This is a genomic window from Flavobacterium granuli (assembly GCF_031456055.1).
GTDB classification, from domain to species: Bacteria; Bacteroidota; Bacteroidia; order Flavobacteriales; family Flavobacteriaceae; genus Flavobacterium; species Flavobacterium granuli_A.
In genome coordinates this window covers 573,514-591,334 of record NZ_JAVDTX010000001.1, presented here as the reverse complement: position 1 = coordinate 591,334, position 17,821 = coordinate 573,514, and the positions used below count along the sequence as shown (strand labels likewise).

General features: G+C 36.5%; 12 protein-coding genes. 5 read left to right on the top strand and 7 right to left on the bottom strand.

Translation table 11 applies throughout. The features are described 5' to 3' along the window. The first annotated feature begins 19 nt into the window (after positions 1-19). The 5 genes from dapF (at position 20) to J2W95_RS02490 (ending at position 3,927) form a co-directional block, all read left to right on the top strand. Positions 20-802 carry a diaminopimelate epimerase gene (gene dapF / locus J2W95_RS02510; protein ID WP_310003617.1) on the top strand — a complete coding sequence of 261 codons (783 nt, stop codon included), beginning with the start codon at positions 20-22 and terminating at the stop codon, positions 800-802. A 78-nt stretch (positions 803-880) separates the two neighbouring features. Next, the gene (locus tag J2W95_RS02505; protein WP_310003615.1) at positions 881-1,234 is read left to right on the top strand and encodes a four helix bundle protein; all 354 of its coding nucleotides are present in this window, start codon (positions 881-883) and stop codon (positions 1,232-1,234) included. A 21-nt stretch (positions 1,235-1,255) separates the two neighbouring features. After that, complete coding sequence (locus tag J2W95_RS02500) at positions 1,256-1,810, top strand: GNAT family N-acetyltransferase (protein ID WP_310003612.1); 555 nt, start codon at positions 1,256-1,258, stop codon at positions 1,808-1,810. Positions 1,811-1,826: 16 nt separating this feature from the next. After that, a complete protein-coding gene (mltG, locus tag J2W95_RS02495; protein WP_310003611.1) occupies positions 1,827-2,867 on the top strand; it encodes an endolytic transglycosylase MltG in 1,041 nt (346 codons plus the stop codon). A 424-nt stretch (positions 2,868-3,291) separates the two neighbouring features. Beyond that, the gene (locus J2W95_RS02490; RefSeq protein ID WP_310003608.1) at positions 3,292-3,927 is read left to right on the top strand and encodes a peptidoglycan-binding protein LysM; all 636 of its coding nucleotides are present in this window, start codon (positions 3,292-3,294) and stop codon (positions 3,925-3,927) included. 77 nt (positions 3,928-4,004) lie between these two features. On the opposite strand, the gene J2W95_RS02485 is transcribed toward J2W95_RS02490, so the two are convergent. The 7 genes from J2W95_RS02485 to J2W95_RS02455 all read right to left on the bottom strand — a co-directional run bounded on the left by J2W95_RS02485 (position 4,005) and on the right by J2W95_RS02455 (position 17,781). Beyond that, complete coding sequence (locus J2W95_RS02485) at positions 4,005-4,541, bottom strand: hypothetical protein (protein WP_310003606.1); 537 nt, start codon at positions 4,539-4,541, stop codon at positions 4,005-4,007. 554 nt (positions 4,542-5,095) lie between these two features. Then, complete coding sequence (gene scpA, locus J2W95_RS02480) at positions 5,096-7,222, bottom strand: methylmalonyl-CoA mutase (protein WP_310003603.1); 2,127 nt, start codon at positions 7,220-7,222, stop codon at positions 5,096-5,098. Positions 7,223-7,302: 80 nt separating this feature from the next. Further along, the gene (locus J2W95_RS02475) at positions 7,303-8,667 is read right to left on the bottom strand and encodes a methylmalonyl-CoA mutase subunit beta (RefSeq protein ID WP_310003601.1); all 1,365 of its coding nucleotides are present in this window, start codon (positions 8,665-8,667) and stop codon (positions 7,303-7,305) included. Between the two features lie 35 nt (positions 8,668-8,702). Further along, positions 8,703-9,026, bottom strand: a complete 324-nt coding sequence (locus J2W95_RS02470) for an FtsB family cell division protein (RefSeq protein ID WP_310003599.1) — start codon at positions 9,024-9,026, stop codon at positions 8,703-8,705. A gap of 124 nt (positions 9,027-9,150) precedes the next feature. Continuing rightward, entirely contained in the window at positions 9,151-9,759 is a 609-nt protein-coding gene (gene udk, locus J2W95_RS02465; protein WP_310003597.1) for a uridine kinase, read from the bottom strand. A 225-nt stretch (positions 9,760-9,984) separates the two neighbouring features. Further along, a complete protein-coding gene (locus J2W95_RS02460) occupies positions 9,985-16,434 on the bottom strand; it encodes an Ig-like domain-containing protein (protein ID WP_310003595.1) in 6,450 nt (2,149 codons plus the stop codon). 852 nt (positions 16,435-17,286) lie between these two features. Then, positions 17,287-17,781, bottom strand: a complete 495-nt coding sequence (locus J2W95_RS02455) for a hypothetical protein (protein ID WP_310003592.1) — start codon at positions 17,779-17,781, stop codon at positions 17,287-17,289. Positions 17,782-17,821 lie beyond the last annotated feature (40 nt).

Sequence of the window (17,821 nt, the reverse complement as noted above, 5' to 3'; positions counted from 1 at the left end):
TGATAAAATGGAACTAAAAATGCGATTAGAATTTTATAAATACCAAGGTGCTGGAAACGATTTTGTTATGATTGACAATCGTTCTGGATTTTTTCCAAAAGAGAATACGCAATTGATTGCTCATTTGTGTGACAGACGTTTTGGAATAGGCGGAGACGGCCTTATTTTGTTGGAAAATGACTCAGATACTGATTTTAAAATGGTTTATTATAATTCAGATGGGAATCAAAGTTCGATGTGTGGTAATGGAGGGCGTTGTTTGGTGGCTTTCGCCAAAGATTTAAATGTGATTACCAACGAAACCACATTTATAGCGACCGATGGTTTGCATCATGCTTCATTTGAAGATAATGGATTGGTTTCTTTACAGATGATTGATGTTCCGACTATTGATATTAAAAAAGACCACTCTTTCTTGAATACAGGTTCCCCACATCATGTTCAAATGGTGGAGGATTTAGAGCATTACAATATAAAAGAGAAAGGCGCTGCGATTCGTTATGGCGAACTGTACGGTGCGGCAGGAAGCAACATTAATTTTGTAAAAAAAATTGATAATACTACTTTTAGACTTCGAACCTACGAAAGAGGAGTTGAAGACGAGACTTTGGCTTGCGGAACTGGAGCTACAGCAGTTGCAATTGCTATGAATGCCACAGGACAAACAAACGCCACAGCTATTAATATAAATGTCGAAGGCGGAAAACTGGTTGTTTCTTTTGATAAAGATCAAACTGGTTTTACGAATGTTTTCCTGAAAGGTCCTGCTGAATTTGTGTTTAAAGGAACAATAGAAGTATAATTACGAATTGTCAATTATGAATTATGAAATTATGTAATTCATAATTTGTCATTTCAAATCCATAAAATAATTATATAAATGAAGTCAGACAATGTAGTTCAAAATAAAAGTTATGATTTTGCTTTGAGGATTGTTAAAGTTTATAGATACTTAAGTCAGGAGAAAAAAGAATTTGTTTTGTCTAAACAGTTGTTGAGAAGTGGAACTTCAGTTGGAGCTAATATTGAAGAAGCTATAGGAGGTCAATCAAAAGCTGATTTTTTTGCGAAATTAACAATTGCTTATAAAGAGGCTAGAGAGTCAAAATATTGGATAAGACTTTTGAGAGATTCTGATTATTTAACGATAGAACAGTCGGATGATTTATTAAAAGATGTTGAAGAGCTTTTAAAAATAATAGGTTCAATTCAAAAATCAATTCGTAATTCATAATTTCAAATTCGTAATTCTAATATGAGGACATTAAAAGGCGACAACATTTATATCCGAGCACTTGAACCCAATGATTTGGAGTTTATTTATTGCATAGAAAATGACCAGACTATTTGGGAAGTGAGTAATACACATACGCCTTATAGTAGGTTTTTGGTGAAGCAGTATTTGGAAAATGCACATCAGGATATTTATGAAGCCAAACAATTGCGATTGGCAATTTGTCAAGATGAAGATTTTCCAGCTTTGGGACTGATTGATTTGTTTGATTTTGATCCAAAAAACAATAGAGCAGGTGTTGGGATTGTTATTCAGGGCGAAGATAATAGAAATCAGAATATTGGGTCTGAAGCATTGGACTTACTTATTCAGTATGCATTTTATAATCTTAATTTACATCAATTATATGCAAATATTGGATGTGAAAATAAGGCTAGTATTGCTCTTTTTACTAAATTTGGTTTCCAAAAAATAGGCGTAAAGAAAGATTGGATTTTGATAAATGGAGTTTACAAAGACGAAGCAATTTTTCAATTAATTAATAATCATACGAGCGACAGCGAACTGGCGCAGTAATTTAAATTTTTTTATTTTGAATCTAAAAAAAATAGTATCATTAGTATCCGTAGCATTGATCTCAATATTAATTGTTTACGGTTTTGTTTTAATATATCAAATTTTTAGTGGTAACACTAAATTTTCAGAAAAAGAGATGTACGTCTATGTACCTACAGGATCCGATTATGAGCAAGTAAAGAAAATAATTGCTCCTTATGTAAATAATATGGATCGTTTTGAAATGGTAGCAAGTAAAGCAAGCTATTCAGAAAATATAAAACCTGGACGTTTTTTGTTTAAAAAAGATATGAACAGCTACGAATTGGTCAAAGCATTGCGATTTAATGATCCCGTAAGTTTGGCTTTTAATAATCAGGAGCGTCTAGAGAATTTTGCTGGGCGAGTTGGTTCTCAGATTGAACCTGATAGTTTAGAATTATTAAATACTTTTAAAGACACTGTTTTCTTGAAAGAAAATGGATTTACCGATGAGAATGTTCTAGTGATGTTTATTCCTAATACATATGATATTTACTGGAATATTTCGGCAGAGAAGTTTCGAGATAAAATGATTAAAGAGTATAATAAATTTTGGAACAAAGAACGTACTGCTAAAGCTTTAGCACAAGGTCTGACTCCGATTCAAGCTACGATTTTGGCTTCGATAGTGCATAAAGAATCAGTTAAGAAAGATGAGCGACCAAGAATTGCAGGTGTTTATTTGAACAGAATGAAATTGGAAATGCCATTGCAGGCTGATCCAACCGTAATTTTTGCAATAAAAAAGAAGTCTAATGACTTTGATCAAGTTATCAAAAGAGTATTCTACAATGATTTGTTTTTGAATAGTCCTTATAACACTTATAAGAATATTGGACTTCCTCCAGGACCAATTGCAATGCCTGATATTACGGCGCTAGAAGCAGTTTTAAATCCTGAAAAAAATAATTTTATCTATTTCTGTGCAAGTGTAGATCGTTTTGGATACCATGAATTTGCGGCTACTTTGGCTGAGCATAATGTAAATGCCAAAAAATATTCAGATTGGATTGTTAGTCAAGGAGTGAAACGTTAGGGTTTAATACATAAATAGTATTTTAAAAAAGCTTCAAAATTGTTTTAAGAACAGTTTTGAAGTTTTTTTATATATCGAATTCGTCCAAAATGGAAATAATACTTGATAATTCTTATTTTTTTGTTTCAAACGTTATCGTAAAATGAGGATTTTGTAATTAATTCATTGTTATTTTGCTTTTTAAAGACGTTTTTGCTTTTTTTAAACAAGAATAAGCTTATGTTTTAATGCTGAATAAGTTATGTTTTTTAAATTATTTCAATTTATTTTCAAAACTCGAACGCCCGCACAATTAGTAACTTAAGTGGGTGAAAATTTAAAAAGTTGATAAGTTTAAAGCCTTGATTTTCAGCTTTATTTTTTAAGTCGTATCTTTGAGCATAGAAATTTCATAACGGGACAGCGTTTTGAAGAAAACCCAAATATGATAAAAAAATGGTATTTTTACACAAGTTTGATTGTTGTAGTAGCTTTTTTAAGCTTAGGTTTTAAACCCTCCAAATTAGAATCTACCCCATGGTTTCTAATTAACGAAACAGATGATACATCCTACTTATTACCATCATTAAATGTGAGCGATTATACCAATTCTGAGATTCCCTATACTGGAACCTTTTTTATTGGATATAAAGAAGCAATCGGCTTCAAAGAATCACAAGGAAAATACAGAAAAATTAATTCTCTTGGCTATTTAGGAAAATACCAATTTGGTATTGAAACTTTAAAAACTATTGGGGTTCACAATTGCGACGCATTCTTGAACAGCCCCAGAATGCAAGAAAAAGCTTTTATTGCCCTTTTGTCAAAAAACAAATGGGAATTAAGGGCAGTTATTGAAAGGTATGATGGAACTGTTTTGAACGGAATCCGTATTACTGAGTCAGGAATTTTGGCAGCGGCGCATCTTGCTGGTGTGGGATCTGTTAAAAAGTATTTCAGATACAAAGGGAAGCGTTTTATTAAGGACGCGTACGGAACTTCGTTAAGAAGCTATCTGAAAAGATTTGGTGGTTATGATACTTCCTTTATTGTTGCTGACAGTACTGCAAAAGTGATTTAAATTGTATTGAACCTTGAATTTTATTATTAAGAGGCGGTTTGGGATTATTTTCCAAACCGCCTCTTAAATTTTTTTATTTAGCTTTTTCCAATAATTTCTCCTTTCGGATCTACTTTTAATTTAATTGTTTCTTTGTCTTTTTTGAGTTTTAAATTGTATTCTTTTTTTGTAACATCTCCGTTTTCTTGTGTGTAGAGATATTTATCATTTACAATTTGCCAACCAGGATATGCTTTGTATACAGAGTAAATAACAGCATGAGGTAATGTAGTGTCAGTATATTTTTCAACAACACTAGTAAGTTTACCATTCACGTCATAAGTTGCAGATAATGTTCCTTTTCCAGCTGTTAAAATGACAAGATAGTTTTCATATCCTTCATAGTCTTTCCCTAAATCATAAGCTATAAATTCTTTTTCAAGTTTAGTAACTGTAGGGTCTGAACTTTTGTCTGGTAAATAATAGGAAAAATCTTTTCCTGCATTTTTAATGACAATCTCAGGTAGATTTACTGTGTTCATGTTTCCTTCGTCATTACCTTCTTCTATTTTATTTTGCGAATATGAGGCAATATGAATCCCAAAAACTAATGCAATAATTAAAACTGTTTTCATAATATTCTATTTAAGTTAATATTATATTTTGAAATTTTATTTTTAAAACAAATGTCAAGGCTTGTTCATTGTTGCTCCCCCTTTTTGTTATTTTATTTATTTTAAAGACTGTTATAAAAGTAGGTTAATTATAAAACTATGATTGTTAACAACTTGCTTAATAGGTGTTAATTTAAAGGAGCCTTTTTTATTCAGATTGAGAGTTATAAAATTTTAATTATTAAGCAAGTACCTCCAAATTTTAAATTTTAAGGTAGAAAATTGGAGAATTATTTTAAAAAATAAATTAAGACTATATATTCTATAGGAATAGTTTTTTTTGGATGATTGGATTTTTGTTTGTGTAGATGGAAAACATTTAATAAAAAAAGAAAAAATAACTTTTCGGTAAAAATGAAGAGACTGAATATACATGTTGATATTGCTTTTAGAAAAGCAAACAGAAGATTTTTAATATAGTTATTCAGCACTTTAATAAGTAGCTAAAGCCTGAATAACTATAGGAAAAGAAGTGTCAATAATGATGACGATAAATTCTTTAAATGGAGTACTTATTAATCAATTAAAATTTCTAAAATTTGAATAGCGGCCTCACTTATTTTCGTTCCTGGTCCAAAAACTGCTACTGCTCCAGCATCAAATAAAAACTGATAATCTTGTGTAGGTATTACTCCGCCAACGATGACCATAATATCTTCCCTTCCGTATTTTTTTAGTTCTTCAATTACTTGTGGAACCAATGTTTTATGACCTGCTGCAAGCGAGGAAACACCAAGAATGTGCACATCGTTTTCTACGGCTTGTTTGGCTGCTTCGGCTGGTGTTTGAAATAGTGGGCCAATATCCACGTCAAAACCCACATCAGCATAACCTGTGGCCACTACTTTGGCACCACGATCGTGTCCGTCCTGTCCCATTTTGGCAATCATGATTCTTGGTCGACGCCCTTCTTGTTTGGCGAAGGTGTCTGCCAGTTGTTTTGCTTTTTCAAAGCTTTTGTCGTCTTTCATTTCTTTGCTATACACTCCGCTAAAAGATTTAATTTGTGCTTTATATCTTCCGAAAACAGTTTCCAATGCATCGCTAATTTCTCCTAATGTACAGCGATTTCTAGCTGCTTCGACTGCAAATTCCAGTAGATTTCCTTCTCCTGTTGCGGCACAAAGCTTCAATTTTTGAAGGGATGCCTGTACTTTATTGGAATCTCTGGATGCTTTAATTCTGTCTAATTGTTCGAGTTGTTGTTGTCGAACCATTTGATTGTCCACATCAAGAATTTGTAATGGATCTTCTTTTTCCAAACGGTATTTGTTGACCCCAACAATAATATCTTGACTACTGTCAATTCGAGCTTGTTTGCGTGCTGCGGCTTCCTCAATTCGAATCTTAGGAATTCCGGTTTCAATGGCTTTGGTCATTCCACCCAATTCTTCAACTTCTTCTATGAGTTTCCAAGCTTTTTCGGCAATTTCATTGGTTAGGCTTTCTACATAATAACTGCCTGCCCAAGGATCTACGGTTTTGGTGATTTTGGTTTCTTCCTGTAGATAGATTTGGGTGTTTCGGGCAATTCGAGCCGAAAAATCAGTTGGCAAAGCAATCGCTTCATCCAGTGCATTAGTGTGTAAAGATTGTGTCCCTCCAAAAGCTGCTGCAGTAGCTTCGATACAAGTACGTGCCACATTATTGAAAGGATCTTGCTCAGTTAAACTCCAGCCAGATGTTTGGCAGTGAGTTCTCAGGGCTAATGATTTATCGTCTGTTGGGTTGAATTGTTTAATCAATTTGGCCCAAATCATTCTTCCAGCTCTCATTTTGGCAATTTCCATAAAATGGTTCATCCCAATAGCCCAGAAAAAAGAAAGGCGAGGAGCAAAATCATCAATTTTCATTCCCGTGGCCAATCCTGTTCTAATATATTCCAATCCATCGGCTAAAGTGTAGGCCAATTCGATATCAGCCGTTGCTCCCGCTTCCTGCATATGATATCCCGAGATGGAAATGGAATTGAATTTTGGCATTTTGTTGCTGGTGAATTCAAATATGTCGGCGATGATTTTCATCGACGGAGTAGGTGGATAGATATAAGTATTACGCACCATAAATTCTTTCAAGATGTCATTCTGAATGGTTCCTGAAAGTTGTTCCGGTTTTACACCCTGTTCTTCGGCAGCAACAATATAAAAGGCCATAATTGGTAAAACGGCACCATTCATAGTCATTGAAACCGACATTTCATCAAGCGGAATCTGATTGAATAATACTTTCATATCTTCAACAGAGTCTATGGCTACCCCCGCTTTTCCGACATCGCCAACAACACGTTCGTGATCCGAATCATAACCTCTGTGTGTAGGTAAATCAAAAGCGATTGAAAGCCCTTTTTGGCCTGCAGCCAAATTTCGTCTGTAAAAAGCATTACTTTCTTCGGCAGTAGAAAATCCTGCATATTGACGTATTGTCCAAGGTCTGCGAACATACATTGTAGCGTAAGGGCCTCTTAAATTAGGAGCGAATCCTGCACCAAAATCAAGATGCTCGATAGATTCTATATCTTTTTCAGCATATGTTTTGTGGAGTTCAATTCCTTCAGCGGTTAGGAAGTTTTCAGACTGCAGACTGCAGACTGCAGTCTGGAAGTCTTCTTTAAGTGTTATATGTTGTAAATCTTTTCTTTTCATTTTTTTGCCTTTAATCAATTTGTAATTTTATTACCAAATTGATTTTTATTGTTTGGTGAAGACTGAATTCTGCAATCTGATTACTCTCCTGAAAGTCGTTCTTGCTCTAATTTTTCTGCCAATCTTTTTTCAATTATTGGTGTGATTAAAGTTTTTCTAGGTTTAATTTTTACAAAAGGAAATAACTCTAAATCATGTTTCATTTTATCGTTCTTGTTGGGATATTTGTTGGTTCCCAAAAGCGTTTCTTTTCCAGAATCAAACAAGCTTTGTTCAGCATCCGCACTTTCCTGTATTTTTCTTTTAATTAGACCTTCATTCAGCTGCTTTAAAAAACCTCCGTTGGCTTCGATGTCTTTGAATAATACTAATGCTTTTTCAGCTAATTGATTGGTTAGGCTTTCGATATAATAACTTCCATCGCCAGGATTATCCACTTTGTCAAAATAACTTTCCTCTTTTAGAATCAGCAATTGGTTTCTGGCAATTCTGTCGCCAAATTCATTGTCTTTATGATATAAAGCATCATAGGGTAAATTTGCAATTGCATTTGCTCCACCAAGAATAGCACTCATACATTCGGTTGTTGTTCGCAACATATTTACATTGTAATCGTAGATAGTTTTGTTGCGCTTTGTTGGGGTAACTAGTAAATGACAATCCAGATTGTGATTATATTCTTTGGCTATAGTTTTGAAAAGGATTCGAAAAGCACGAAGTTTTGCGATTTCGAAAAAATAATTTCCTCCAACCGAAATTTGAAAAACGATAGGTTGATCTATATCTGGGATTCTGTTGAAATATTCATTGGCGTGAGCCAGACTGTAAGCGATTTGCTGTACCATAGTGGCACCTGCATTTTGATACAATCCACCGTTAATACTTATGATCGAAATGGATGAGGTTTCTTTGGAAAGTATATTTAAGGTATCAAAGTTGTTTTTTTCTGGGGTTTTGTACCAATTTCCGTCTTTGGCCAATTGTCCGATTGGATCCAAAAGGCAGTAGATGGTCGCTTTTTTTTCTTTTGCAATAACATTAACCTTTTTAACGAAATCGATTGAAATAAAATTGAAATGAAAGTAAACGGAAATTTTTTCTAAGGGAAGTTTTTCCAATAGTTTTCCAATGTTTACGGCTTCTTCTGGAATAGTAAAACGTAGACTTTCGGCACCACGATTAATGGAATCCAACGCTTTTTCAATTGATTTTTCTATATCAAAGACATAAATGTTTTGGCAAATTTTGAATTGCGAAGCTTTTGTGACAACACTATGCTTTTTGGCAACATCTTCTTTATCGTAAAATGGTTTTACTTTGATGTCTTCGGGAGAATTCCAGATTACGGTTTCATTATAATCGGCTCCCTTGAGTTCAAATTGAATTTTTTGTTTCCAAAGTTTTGCAGAAACGGGGCTGAAATCGTCGAATAAATTCTTGGCCATTTTTTAATTGTAATTAGATTTGAAATGCGATAGGATTATTTTTTTTTGACAGTATCACCATCGAATTCGATGATATAAATATCTTCACTATCTTTTTTCATATAGTATTTTTCTCGAGCATACTTTTCGATTTGAAGAGGATTTTTTAGCTGTTTGATGTTTTCTTCGTCTTTTTTTATTTCGCCTTGATAATAAGTGGCATTATCTTCCAATTCGTTGATTTGTTTATCCAAAAAGCGATGTTCAAAATAAGAATAGTTGTCTAAAAAAATCATCCAAGTTAAAAATGATAACGAGACCCAAACGTACTTGTTACTTAAAAATTTAAACCAAGATTTGTCTTTAAAGGGGTTTTTCATTGGGAATATTTTTTAATCCAAATTTAATGGGAACGACTATTTATTTTTATAACTTCTTAATTTACATTTTACAAAAATGCATTAAAGAATATTGAGAATTAAACACGATAAAATTACAACAAAATTATAAAATACGTTGATTAATTACGGCACGAACCACATCAATTGCAACAGTGTTGAATTTGTCATTTGGAATTATAATATCCGCAAAGGCTTTTGAAGGTTCAATAAATTGCTCATGCATTGGTTTTAGAGTGCTTTGATAGCGGTTTAGCACTTCGTGCATATCTCTTCCACGCTCTGCAATGTCTCTTTTCATACGACGAATTAATCGTTCGTCTGAATCGGCATGAACAAATATTTTAATATCAAAAAGGTTTCTTAATTCGGGATTTGTCAGGATTAATATTCCTTCCACTATCATTACTTTTCTGGGATGCGTAACAACGATGTCATCTGTTCTGTTGTGTTGTACAAAAGAGTATACAGGTTGATTAATTGTGTTTCCAGCCTTTAATTCTTTGAGGTGTTCTACCAATAATTCAAAATCAATAGCTCTCGGATGGTCAAAATTGATATTGGAACGGTCTTCGTAACTCAGGTCGTGCGTTTGTTTATAGTAAGAGTCTTGAGCAATAATCCCAACTTCCGCTTCCGGCAATTCGTTCATGATTTGATGTACCACGGTTGTTTTTCCTGATCCTGTTCCTCCTGCGATTCCTATGATGAGCATAAAATAGTTTTATTTTGTTTTAAGGTGCAAAAATAGGAATTTATATTTTTAAAAATAGAATTGATTTGTCCTGAATAGTTTTTCATAGATAAATCAATTAACCAGTACTTGAATCAAATAACCAGTGGCTGCTTGAGAATAGTATCTTTCAAAAAAACGTGAGGTTGTCCTTTTTTGGACAACCTCACGTTTTTAAGATAAATGGGAGTATTACTTTTTTATCGACTAAAAAACAATTTTTTCTGTAACCCATTTGCCATTTTTTAAACGGATTTGCACCATTAAAAATTGATTGGTCGAACTAAAACTAGGAACATTAAATTCATTACTATTGATGTTTTCCCTTTCATAAAGTTTTCTTCTACTCAAATCATAAATTGTCACATTTTCAATAGTTTGGTCAAAAGAATTGATTTTTATATGATGGTTTTTGACAGAGACCAGCACTTTTTTATTTATTTCATTTAAAATATGTGCATAATCACTTATTTTAATAGAACTATTAATGTATCGTAGGACAAAACGATCATCAAATGTACCTATAGCTGTAGTAAAACTATAGGCTCCATTTTTAAGATTAACAGTAGTTCCTGTCAATTTGTCTTCTAAATAAACAGGCAGACTGGCTAAAATCCCATCAACTTGGTCAATATTTATCGAAAAAGTTCCTTCTATGGTTGTTCTGAATCCCAAAGGTACCTGATCCATTATGTCAAAGGGTAATGCGCGTCCTTGAATTGAAAATTTCTTATTGTCATTAATACTATAAAAATTGACATATGAATTTGAATCCATATTTGCACCATCAAAACGATTGTCTAATCCATTGGTAGCATCGGTAACATATCCAACGAGCAATTGTTTGAAAGCACCTTCAGTATTTGAAAAATTTAGCCAAATTCGATGTTTTTTAATTGCTGAAATGTTTGATTTTGTTTTCGTTCCTTTGAAAAACTGAGAATTATCGAGTATTTCCCCTACAGGACCTAATCGCATCGTATTTTCAAAAGTAACTGTACCTGCAGCGTTTGATGTTGTAAAAAATGATTGTCCAGCTGCAATTTTTCCTGACGGAATAGATTCGTTAATACCAGGATTTAATGCGGCTTGGGTTGCAGTACCGCCCACTCCATTATAAGAGGCATAATCATCAGAATCATAAACATAAAAAGCACCGCTTTGAGTAATAGGGGTGTTATGCGTCCAAAAATAAATAGTTCCGTCTAAAATAGGATTTGCCTCTAAGAAAGCATCTGCACTCAAGGCCGATGGATATGGGTTTCCAATAAGGTAATCCAATCCTGGGCCAGCTATTGAAATAGGAACGGAGCCATTGTTTGGAACACCAATAAAACTGGCATTATAAACTGCTGGAGACAAATTCCCTTGTGGACCACGAATAGCATATCCAATCCCTTCTTTCATTGTATTTCCTGGAGTTTCTTTTATCCAGACCTTATTAACGGCATCCCAAGAAACATATTTATCGGATAATGTCGTAGGAGAAAGATTCAATAATGTTTGTGGGGAAACAGGTGAAGACCAATAGGTAAAATCAAATTTACCCACTTCAGTAGTATTTCTTTTATAAGTTATATTTCCTGTATTGTCTACATCATTGGTTTGGATCAAGCTTGAACTGTCTTCAAAAATTATTGATCCAGATCCTGTAATATCCAAACCATTTTCTAGGAATAAAGAAATTCCTGAATTAACGGTTACTGTTCCAGAATTCACTTCACAGGAACAGGCATGTAGGTCTCCCGTAAGTGTGTAGTTATATGCAAAAATTGCTTTTGTAAGTGGAGTTGGGGTTCCATTGGACCAACCTATTGAGGAATAAGTAGTTGTAGTAGCAGGATCTAAAATAACTGTTGTCGCTAAAGTTTCGCAGCCATTAGTATTTTTCACTCTTACTTTATAAGTTCCCGCAGCCAATAAATTTTTCGTATTCGATGCTTGATACGTTACGCCATCATCAAAACTATATTGGTCGGCAGGGTCAACAGCTGATTCGTTAACGGTTATTTGTCCAGTTGCTGTTACACAATTTGGTTGCACTAAAGTAGTACTGAAAGCAGTAGGGCTTGCACCGGTTGTTATTGTAATTATATTAGAATCATTACTTGGACCACAGCTGTTTTCTGCACGTACCCTTATATAGAAAGTTAGTCCAGATGCTAATCCAGTTACATTTTGAGTGGCGGCTCCACTACCCAGTAATAAATCATTGTAGGCAGGTAAAATATCTGTAAAAATATTATCTCTTGCAACGTCTATACGATAACCTGTTACATTAGGTATTGTCGTCCAATTTGCTGTAGCATTATTACAGGTAATTGTTCCGGCTGTAAGTGAGGGAACTGCTGGGACGGTCGGTTGTGGATTTACCGTTAGGCCTAATGCACCTGAAACACATCCTGTAGCAGTATCGGTTGTTTTTACCGAATAATCTCCAGGAGCTAAGTTTGCGAATGTAGCTCCCAGGTGTGTTACCGCAGTCACTGCAGGAGAAGGTCCTATTACAGTATAAGTAATATTAGCTGCTGGTGCAGGCATCGTTACCACTATTGTTCCTGTTGGTGTGGTACAGGTTGGTTGTGGATTTACACTGGCAGTAGGTAATGCTGGATTTGCTGGTATTGTATTTACCGTTAGAGCTAATGCACTTGAAGTACAGCCTGTAGTTGAATTAGTGGTTGTTACCGAATAATTCCCGGGAGCTAAATTAGCAAATGATGTTGTCCCCTGTGTTACGGCAGCTACAACTGGTAAAGTTCCTGTTACGGTATAAGTAACATTTCCTGCCGGAACCGGAGCAGTGATTACTATGGTTCCTGTTGTCACTGTACAATTAGGCTGTACAGTGACACTGGCGGTTGGAACGGCAGGGGGTAGTGGTACTGCATTTACCGTTAGGCCTGCTGTTAATACGCTTGAAGTACATCCTGTAGTAGCATTGGTGGCAGTTACCGAATATGTTCCCGGATTTAAGTTAGCGAATGTTACTCCCCCTTGCGGTACTGCAGTTACTGGTGGAGATATTCCTGTTAAGGTATACGTAACATTAGCTGCTGGAGCAGGGGATGTTATTACTATTGTTCCTGTTGTCACCGTGCAGGTAGGTTGAACAGTTACACTGGCTGCAATTGGCGGAGGTGCTGGTACTGGACCTACGGATAGGGGTATTGAGGTTGTAGTACATCCTGAGGTCGTATTGGTTGCGGTTAGTGAATATGCTCCCGGATCTAAGTTTGGGAATGTTGTCACCGCTTGCGTTACTGTAGATACTGGCGCAGTTGTTTTGTTTAGGGTATAAGTGATGTTAGCTGCTGGTGCTGGGACAGTTACCACTATTGTACCTTTTGGAGTGGGACAGGTAGGCTGTGCGGTTGTACTTGCCACAGGTGTAGCAGGTGTCACTGGCTGTGGATTAATAACCACATTAGCTGATGGTCCCGAAGGCGAAGCACATCCCGGCGCAGTCACCGTAAAATTATAAGTTCCGGGAGCAAGTCCAGTAAGTGTCTTAGTCGTGGTAGTGCTTGTAATTCCTCCTGGGTTAATGGTCGATGTTCCTGAAGGTAAGCTGCTTAACTCCACATCGCCAGTAGCTACTGTACAAGTGGGTTGTGTAATGAGTCCTACCGTTGGAGGTGCCAGAGCCCCAACCAAGACAGTAATGGTATTGCTGACCTCACTACAGCCACCGCCTGCGGATCCATAAATTGCATAGCGGCGGTAGTATGTTGTTACACTAATTCCTGGGGCCGGGACATTGTAAGTAGTTCCAGTAGCACCAGTAATATTAGTGAAGTTGATATTATCTGTTGAAGATTGCCATTGATAAGAAAAGCCATATCCACCTATTGGAGTTCCAACCGCTGCAGCAGCTGTCTGGGTAAATCCTGCAGGGTCAAAAGGTGCTGTACAGGAACTTTGGTTCCCGGCAACAGAACCTGGGGTTAGAGTAGGGTTACCAACTACGGTTAATGTAATGACATCACTGATGCCAGGACATCCATTAACAGTAATGATTAATCGGAAATGGTAAGTTCCTGGAACGGACTCAAAAGTGGTGTAAGCAGGTTCAAATATATATTGTGGTTTAGTGCTTGAAGGACCGGGGGCATCCACCCAAGTTACTTGATTATCATAACTTACCTGCCATTGTCCTGTTCCGGGGGAAAATGATGTGGCATTTGATCCGCCAACGGGATTGGGATTGCCAGAAAAGACATCAATATCATTTTCTCCTGTAGCAATATGACCACAAATATTTATGGTATAATTATCATCATTTCGACCTTCTGTAAATTCAATATTAGGAACTGGTGTTTGGGTTACAGTTATTGTTGCTGTTGCTGTTCGGGTAGTGCTATTACAGCCTGCGGCGCGTGCTTCCGCATAATAAGTAACTGTGCTTGTAGATGTCACTGATAAATTAGCGCCGCTTGCAGAGTTTCCAAAACTAGTACCTCCTGTGGCAACCGTGTACCAATATATTGTATTGCCCGCAGAAGTGGCATTCAGATTAATAGTTCCTGAACTATCGCAAAATGAAGCTGCACTGCTGGGTGTTACTGCAGTTGGTGCTGAGGGTATCGCATTTACCGTTAAGGTAACTAGGCTAGAGGTAACTGGGCAGGTTGCGTTAGCATTATTGAGTACCACATCAAAAGTGGCGTTATTATCACCTATAGGTGGATTGGTTATGGTAAGGGTTAAGGTGTTTCCAACAACGCTTGTTGAATATGGAGGTGCAATGGTAAAATTTGCTCCATTTTTTCTCCATTGGAAAGTAGTTACTCCTGTTGCGACTACATTAATAGCTATTGTTCCAATTCCAACACAAGCAGTAGCAGTAGGTGCTGGTTGCGTAGTAATGACAGGAAGAACATTTGATGTGACTGAGGCAGTGGCGGTTCGACTCGAACTGATACAGCCAGTTGCTGCATTACGGGATTCGGCATAATAAATTGTTGCTGTTGGTGCAGATACTGGAAAACTGCCTCCACTTCCTACTGATCCAAGAGAAGTACCTCCAGTTGGTACTGTGTACCAATAAATCGTATTGCCAGCTGATGTTGCATTCAAAGGGGTACTTCCGTTTGTTGTGCATACTACTACTGCTGCACCATTTGGTGTAACTGAAGGAGGTGTAGGAAGGGCGTTTACTGTTAAGGTTGCATTGTTTGAAACAAGTCCGCATGTTGAACCATTTAGCATTACACTATAATCTCCACTGTCTGTAGTGGCAGGATTAGTAATGGTTAAAGTTACCGTATTAACCCCGCTAAAGGTGGCGCTATTATTTAAGTCCACGCCATTTCTTCTCCATTGATATGTATTGACCCCACTAGCTGTTATAGTAATAGTTCTTGTCCCAGATCCTTCGCAAACGGTATTAGAAGGAGTTATAGCGGGTTGGGTATTTATAGTAGGGGGAGCACTTGTAGTTATTGCACCGGTTGCTGTTCGTGTAGCAGCAAAACAGCCTGTTGTTGTGTTTCGCGCATCAGCATAATACGTTGTAGTGCTATTTATTGTTGGTGTTCTTAGGAAATCGATACCACTTGGAACATTTCCAAGGTTAGTTCCTGCTGTAGCTGCTGTGTACCAATAAATTTGATTTCCTGCGGAAGTAGCGTTTAAGTTGATATTCGATCCGTTGCAAATATTTGTAGGAACACTAGGTGTAGCTATTATAGCAGTTGCAGGCAAAGGATTTACGGTTACTAAAGCAGTTGCAGTTCGGGTGACACTAACACAGCCTGCGGGTGATACCGCTTCAGCATAATAAGTTGTGTCAGCCGTAGGAGATACCGAAAAAAAAGCTGCACTTGCTGATGATCCGATAGTGGTGCCTCCAGTAGAGACTGTGTACCAATTAATCGTATTTCCAGCAGAAGTTGCACTCAAGTTGGTGCTTTTGCCGCTACATATAGATACGGCACTTGAAGGGGTAACCAGAGAGGGAGCAATGACAACAGGCTGGGTATAGGTTATTTTAATTTGGCCATCGGCTCCGTTTCCGCCCAGAGAGGGACCAACTCCAGAAAGCAGTAAGCCGCCTCCGCCTCCGCCTCCAGGAACTATTCCGTTGTTTCCATTTGATTCTGCAATGACTGCTGGGCCACCAGTTCCAGCGACGGTGCTATTTCCTCCGGCTTGACCTGTAGTTGTAGTTCCTAATGTACCATTGCCACCAGTAGTATTCGTAGTTCCGCCGGTAGAAGCTCCACCAGCGCCGACTGTACCCATGTTTTGACCACCACCATCTCCGCCATTGGCAGTCAATGCAAGAATTGTAGTTGTACCGCCATTGCCACCATTTCCTATTCCTCCTGCTGCTCCAGATCCAATGGTGTAATTTATAATTTGGCCTGAAGTAACTGTGACAACATAGGAACTATATCCGCCGCCGCCGCCGCCGGAACCTCCACTTGGGATTATTGTAGCAGCACCGCCAGCACCACCACCTCCCCAAGCCTCAACGGTGAGCGAAGTAACGCCACAAGGAACTGTCCAAGTACTCGCACCAGGAGTTGTAAGATTTACAGTTGTTGTTTGGGCAGAAACAGAATTTCCAAAAGCAAAAACAAGTAAAACAGTCCAAAGTTGAACGACTGTTTTTGATACATATTGTTCCAAGTTAAGATAGAATTTTTTCATGCTACACTTTTTTTAGGATTGTTTGGTTAAATTAAAAAAGGGAATTACTTATCCTTAATTTTAATTGTAGAGTGTAGGTTAAAAAGAAGATTTTGGGTAAGGGGTCAATTATTTGATAATCAATATTATCAGGGGGTAAAATATTGATTTTTATTGCGCTAAATTAACAGATAAATATACAAATAGAATTATCAAAAAATAAATTAAGTCGTTGAAATTCAGTTTTATCCGTTGTTGTGATGCTTTTTTTAAACACCTATTTTTAATAGAAGTTTTTATGGGTTAAATTGGTATTGTTTTTTTTAAAGCGGATTTTCCTTAAAAATTACACCTCGTATTTTTTTAATGATTGATGGGGGTAATCCTAATTTAGGTATAGATAAAGTACTAACGATACGAATTGATTTTTACTGCATAAGACCTGTAAATTATAGTATGTAACTATAGGTAATCCATATTAAGAATCGAATATTTTAAAATTGAGTTTGTGTCTTTGCGAGGCCTCATTTTTTAAACAAAAAAGAAATATAATGGAGTATGAATAGCTGATGACACAGTGTCTGTGCGCAATATTGTCATTTCTGACAAGTTTGGGGATAATTGTTAAAAAAAGAGATTGGCCAAAATTATAGGTATTAACGTCATACATGACGTTGTTTGCCTCATATATGAGGTTGTTGACCTCAAATTTGACGTTGTTGACGTCAAATTTGACCCTCAAGACGTCATTTTTGACGTAAACGATGCCAAAAATGACGTTCCTTTTCCCAAAAATGACGTTTTGGCCTATTTGCAAAAAAAATCCCTTTCGGAATTTGACTTCCAAAAGGGATTCCAAAAGGATATTGACAATTATTCTGCCGATACAGTAGATGTTGATACCTCTTTGGTAGTTCCTGTTCTGTTAAAAAATTGGGACAGATCATTTACTTTGGTCTCAAAGCCTGCAACTTTGGTGCCTACTTTGTATTTGCTGTAATCATAATCAGTCAATGCCGCTTGGTAGCAATCGTAATCGTGCATGATTTTGTTGTTATTCAGGCTTTGAACCAAACTTTCCAAGCGGGCAATAACAGCTTGAATAAAATCACGGGAATCCACATCGCTCTGGAACTCAGTCCAATCGATATCGGGGCTGCTTAAAGCAGGTTGACTGTTTCTAAAATCTTTTACTTTGTTGATGATGAGTTTGTTTTGTTCCTGAACGCTTCCAAATTTACTTCTTTCTTCAGGCGAAAGATTTCTGAATTTTGTTGCAAGAGCTGTTTCAATTGCCGTTAAGCTAGTTCCTACCGCAGTTTTTTCGGCAGCTGTGTAATGCAGTCCATTTAAATTTTCTAATGGCATAATTAAGTTTTTATTTGTTAATATTGTTTAGTTTTCAAAT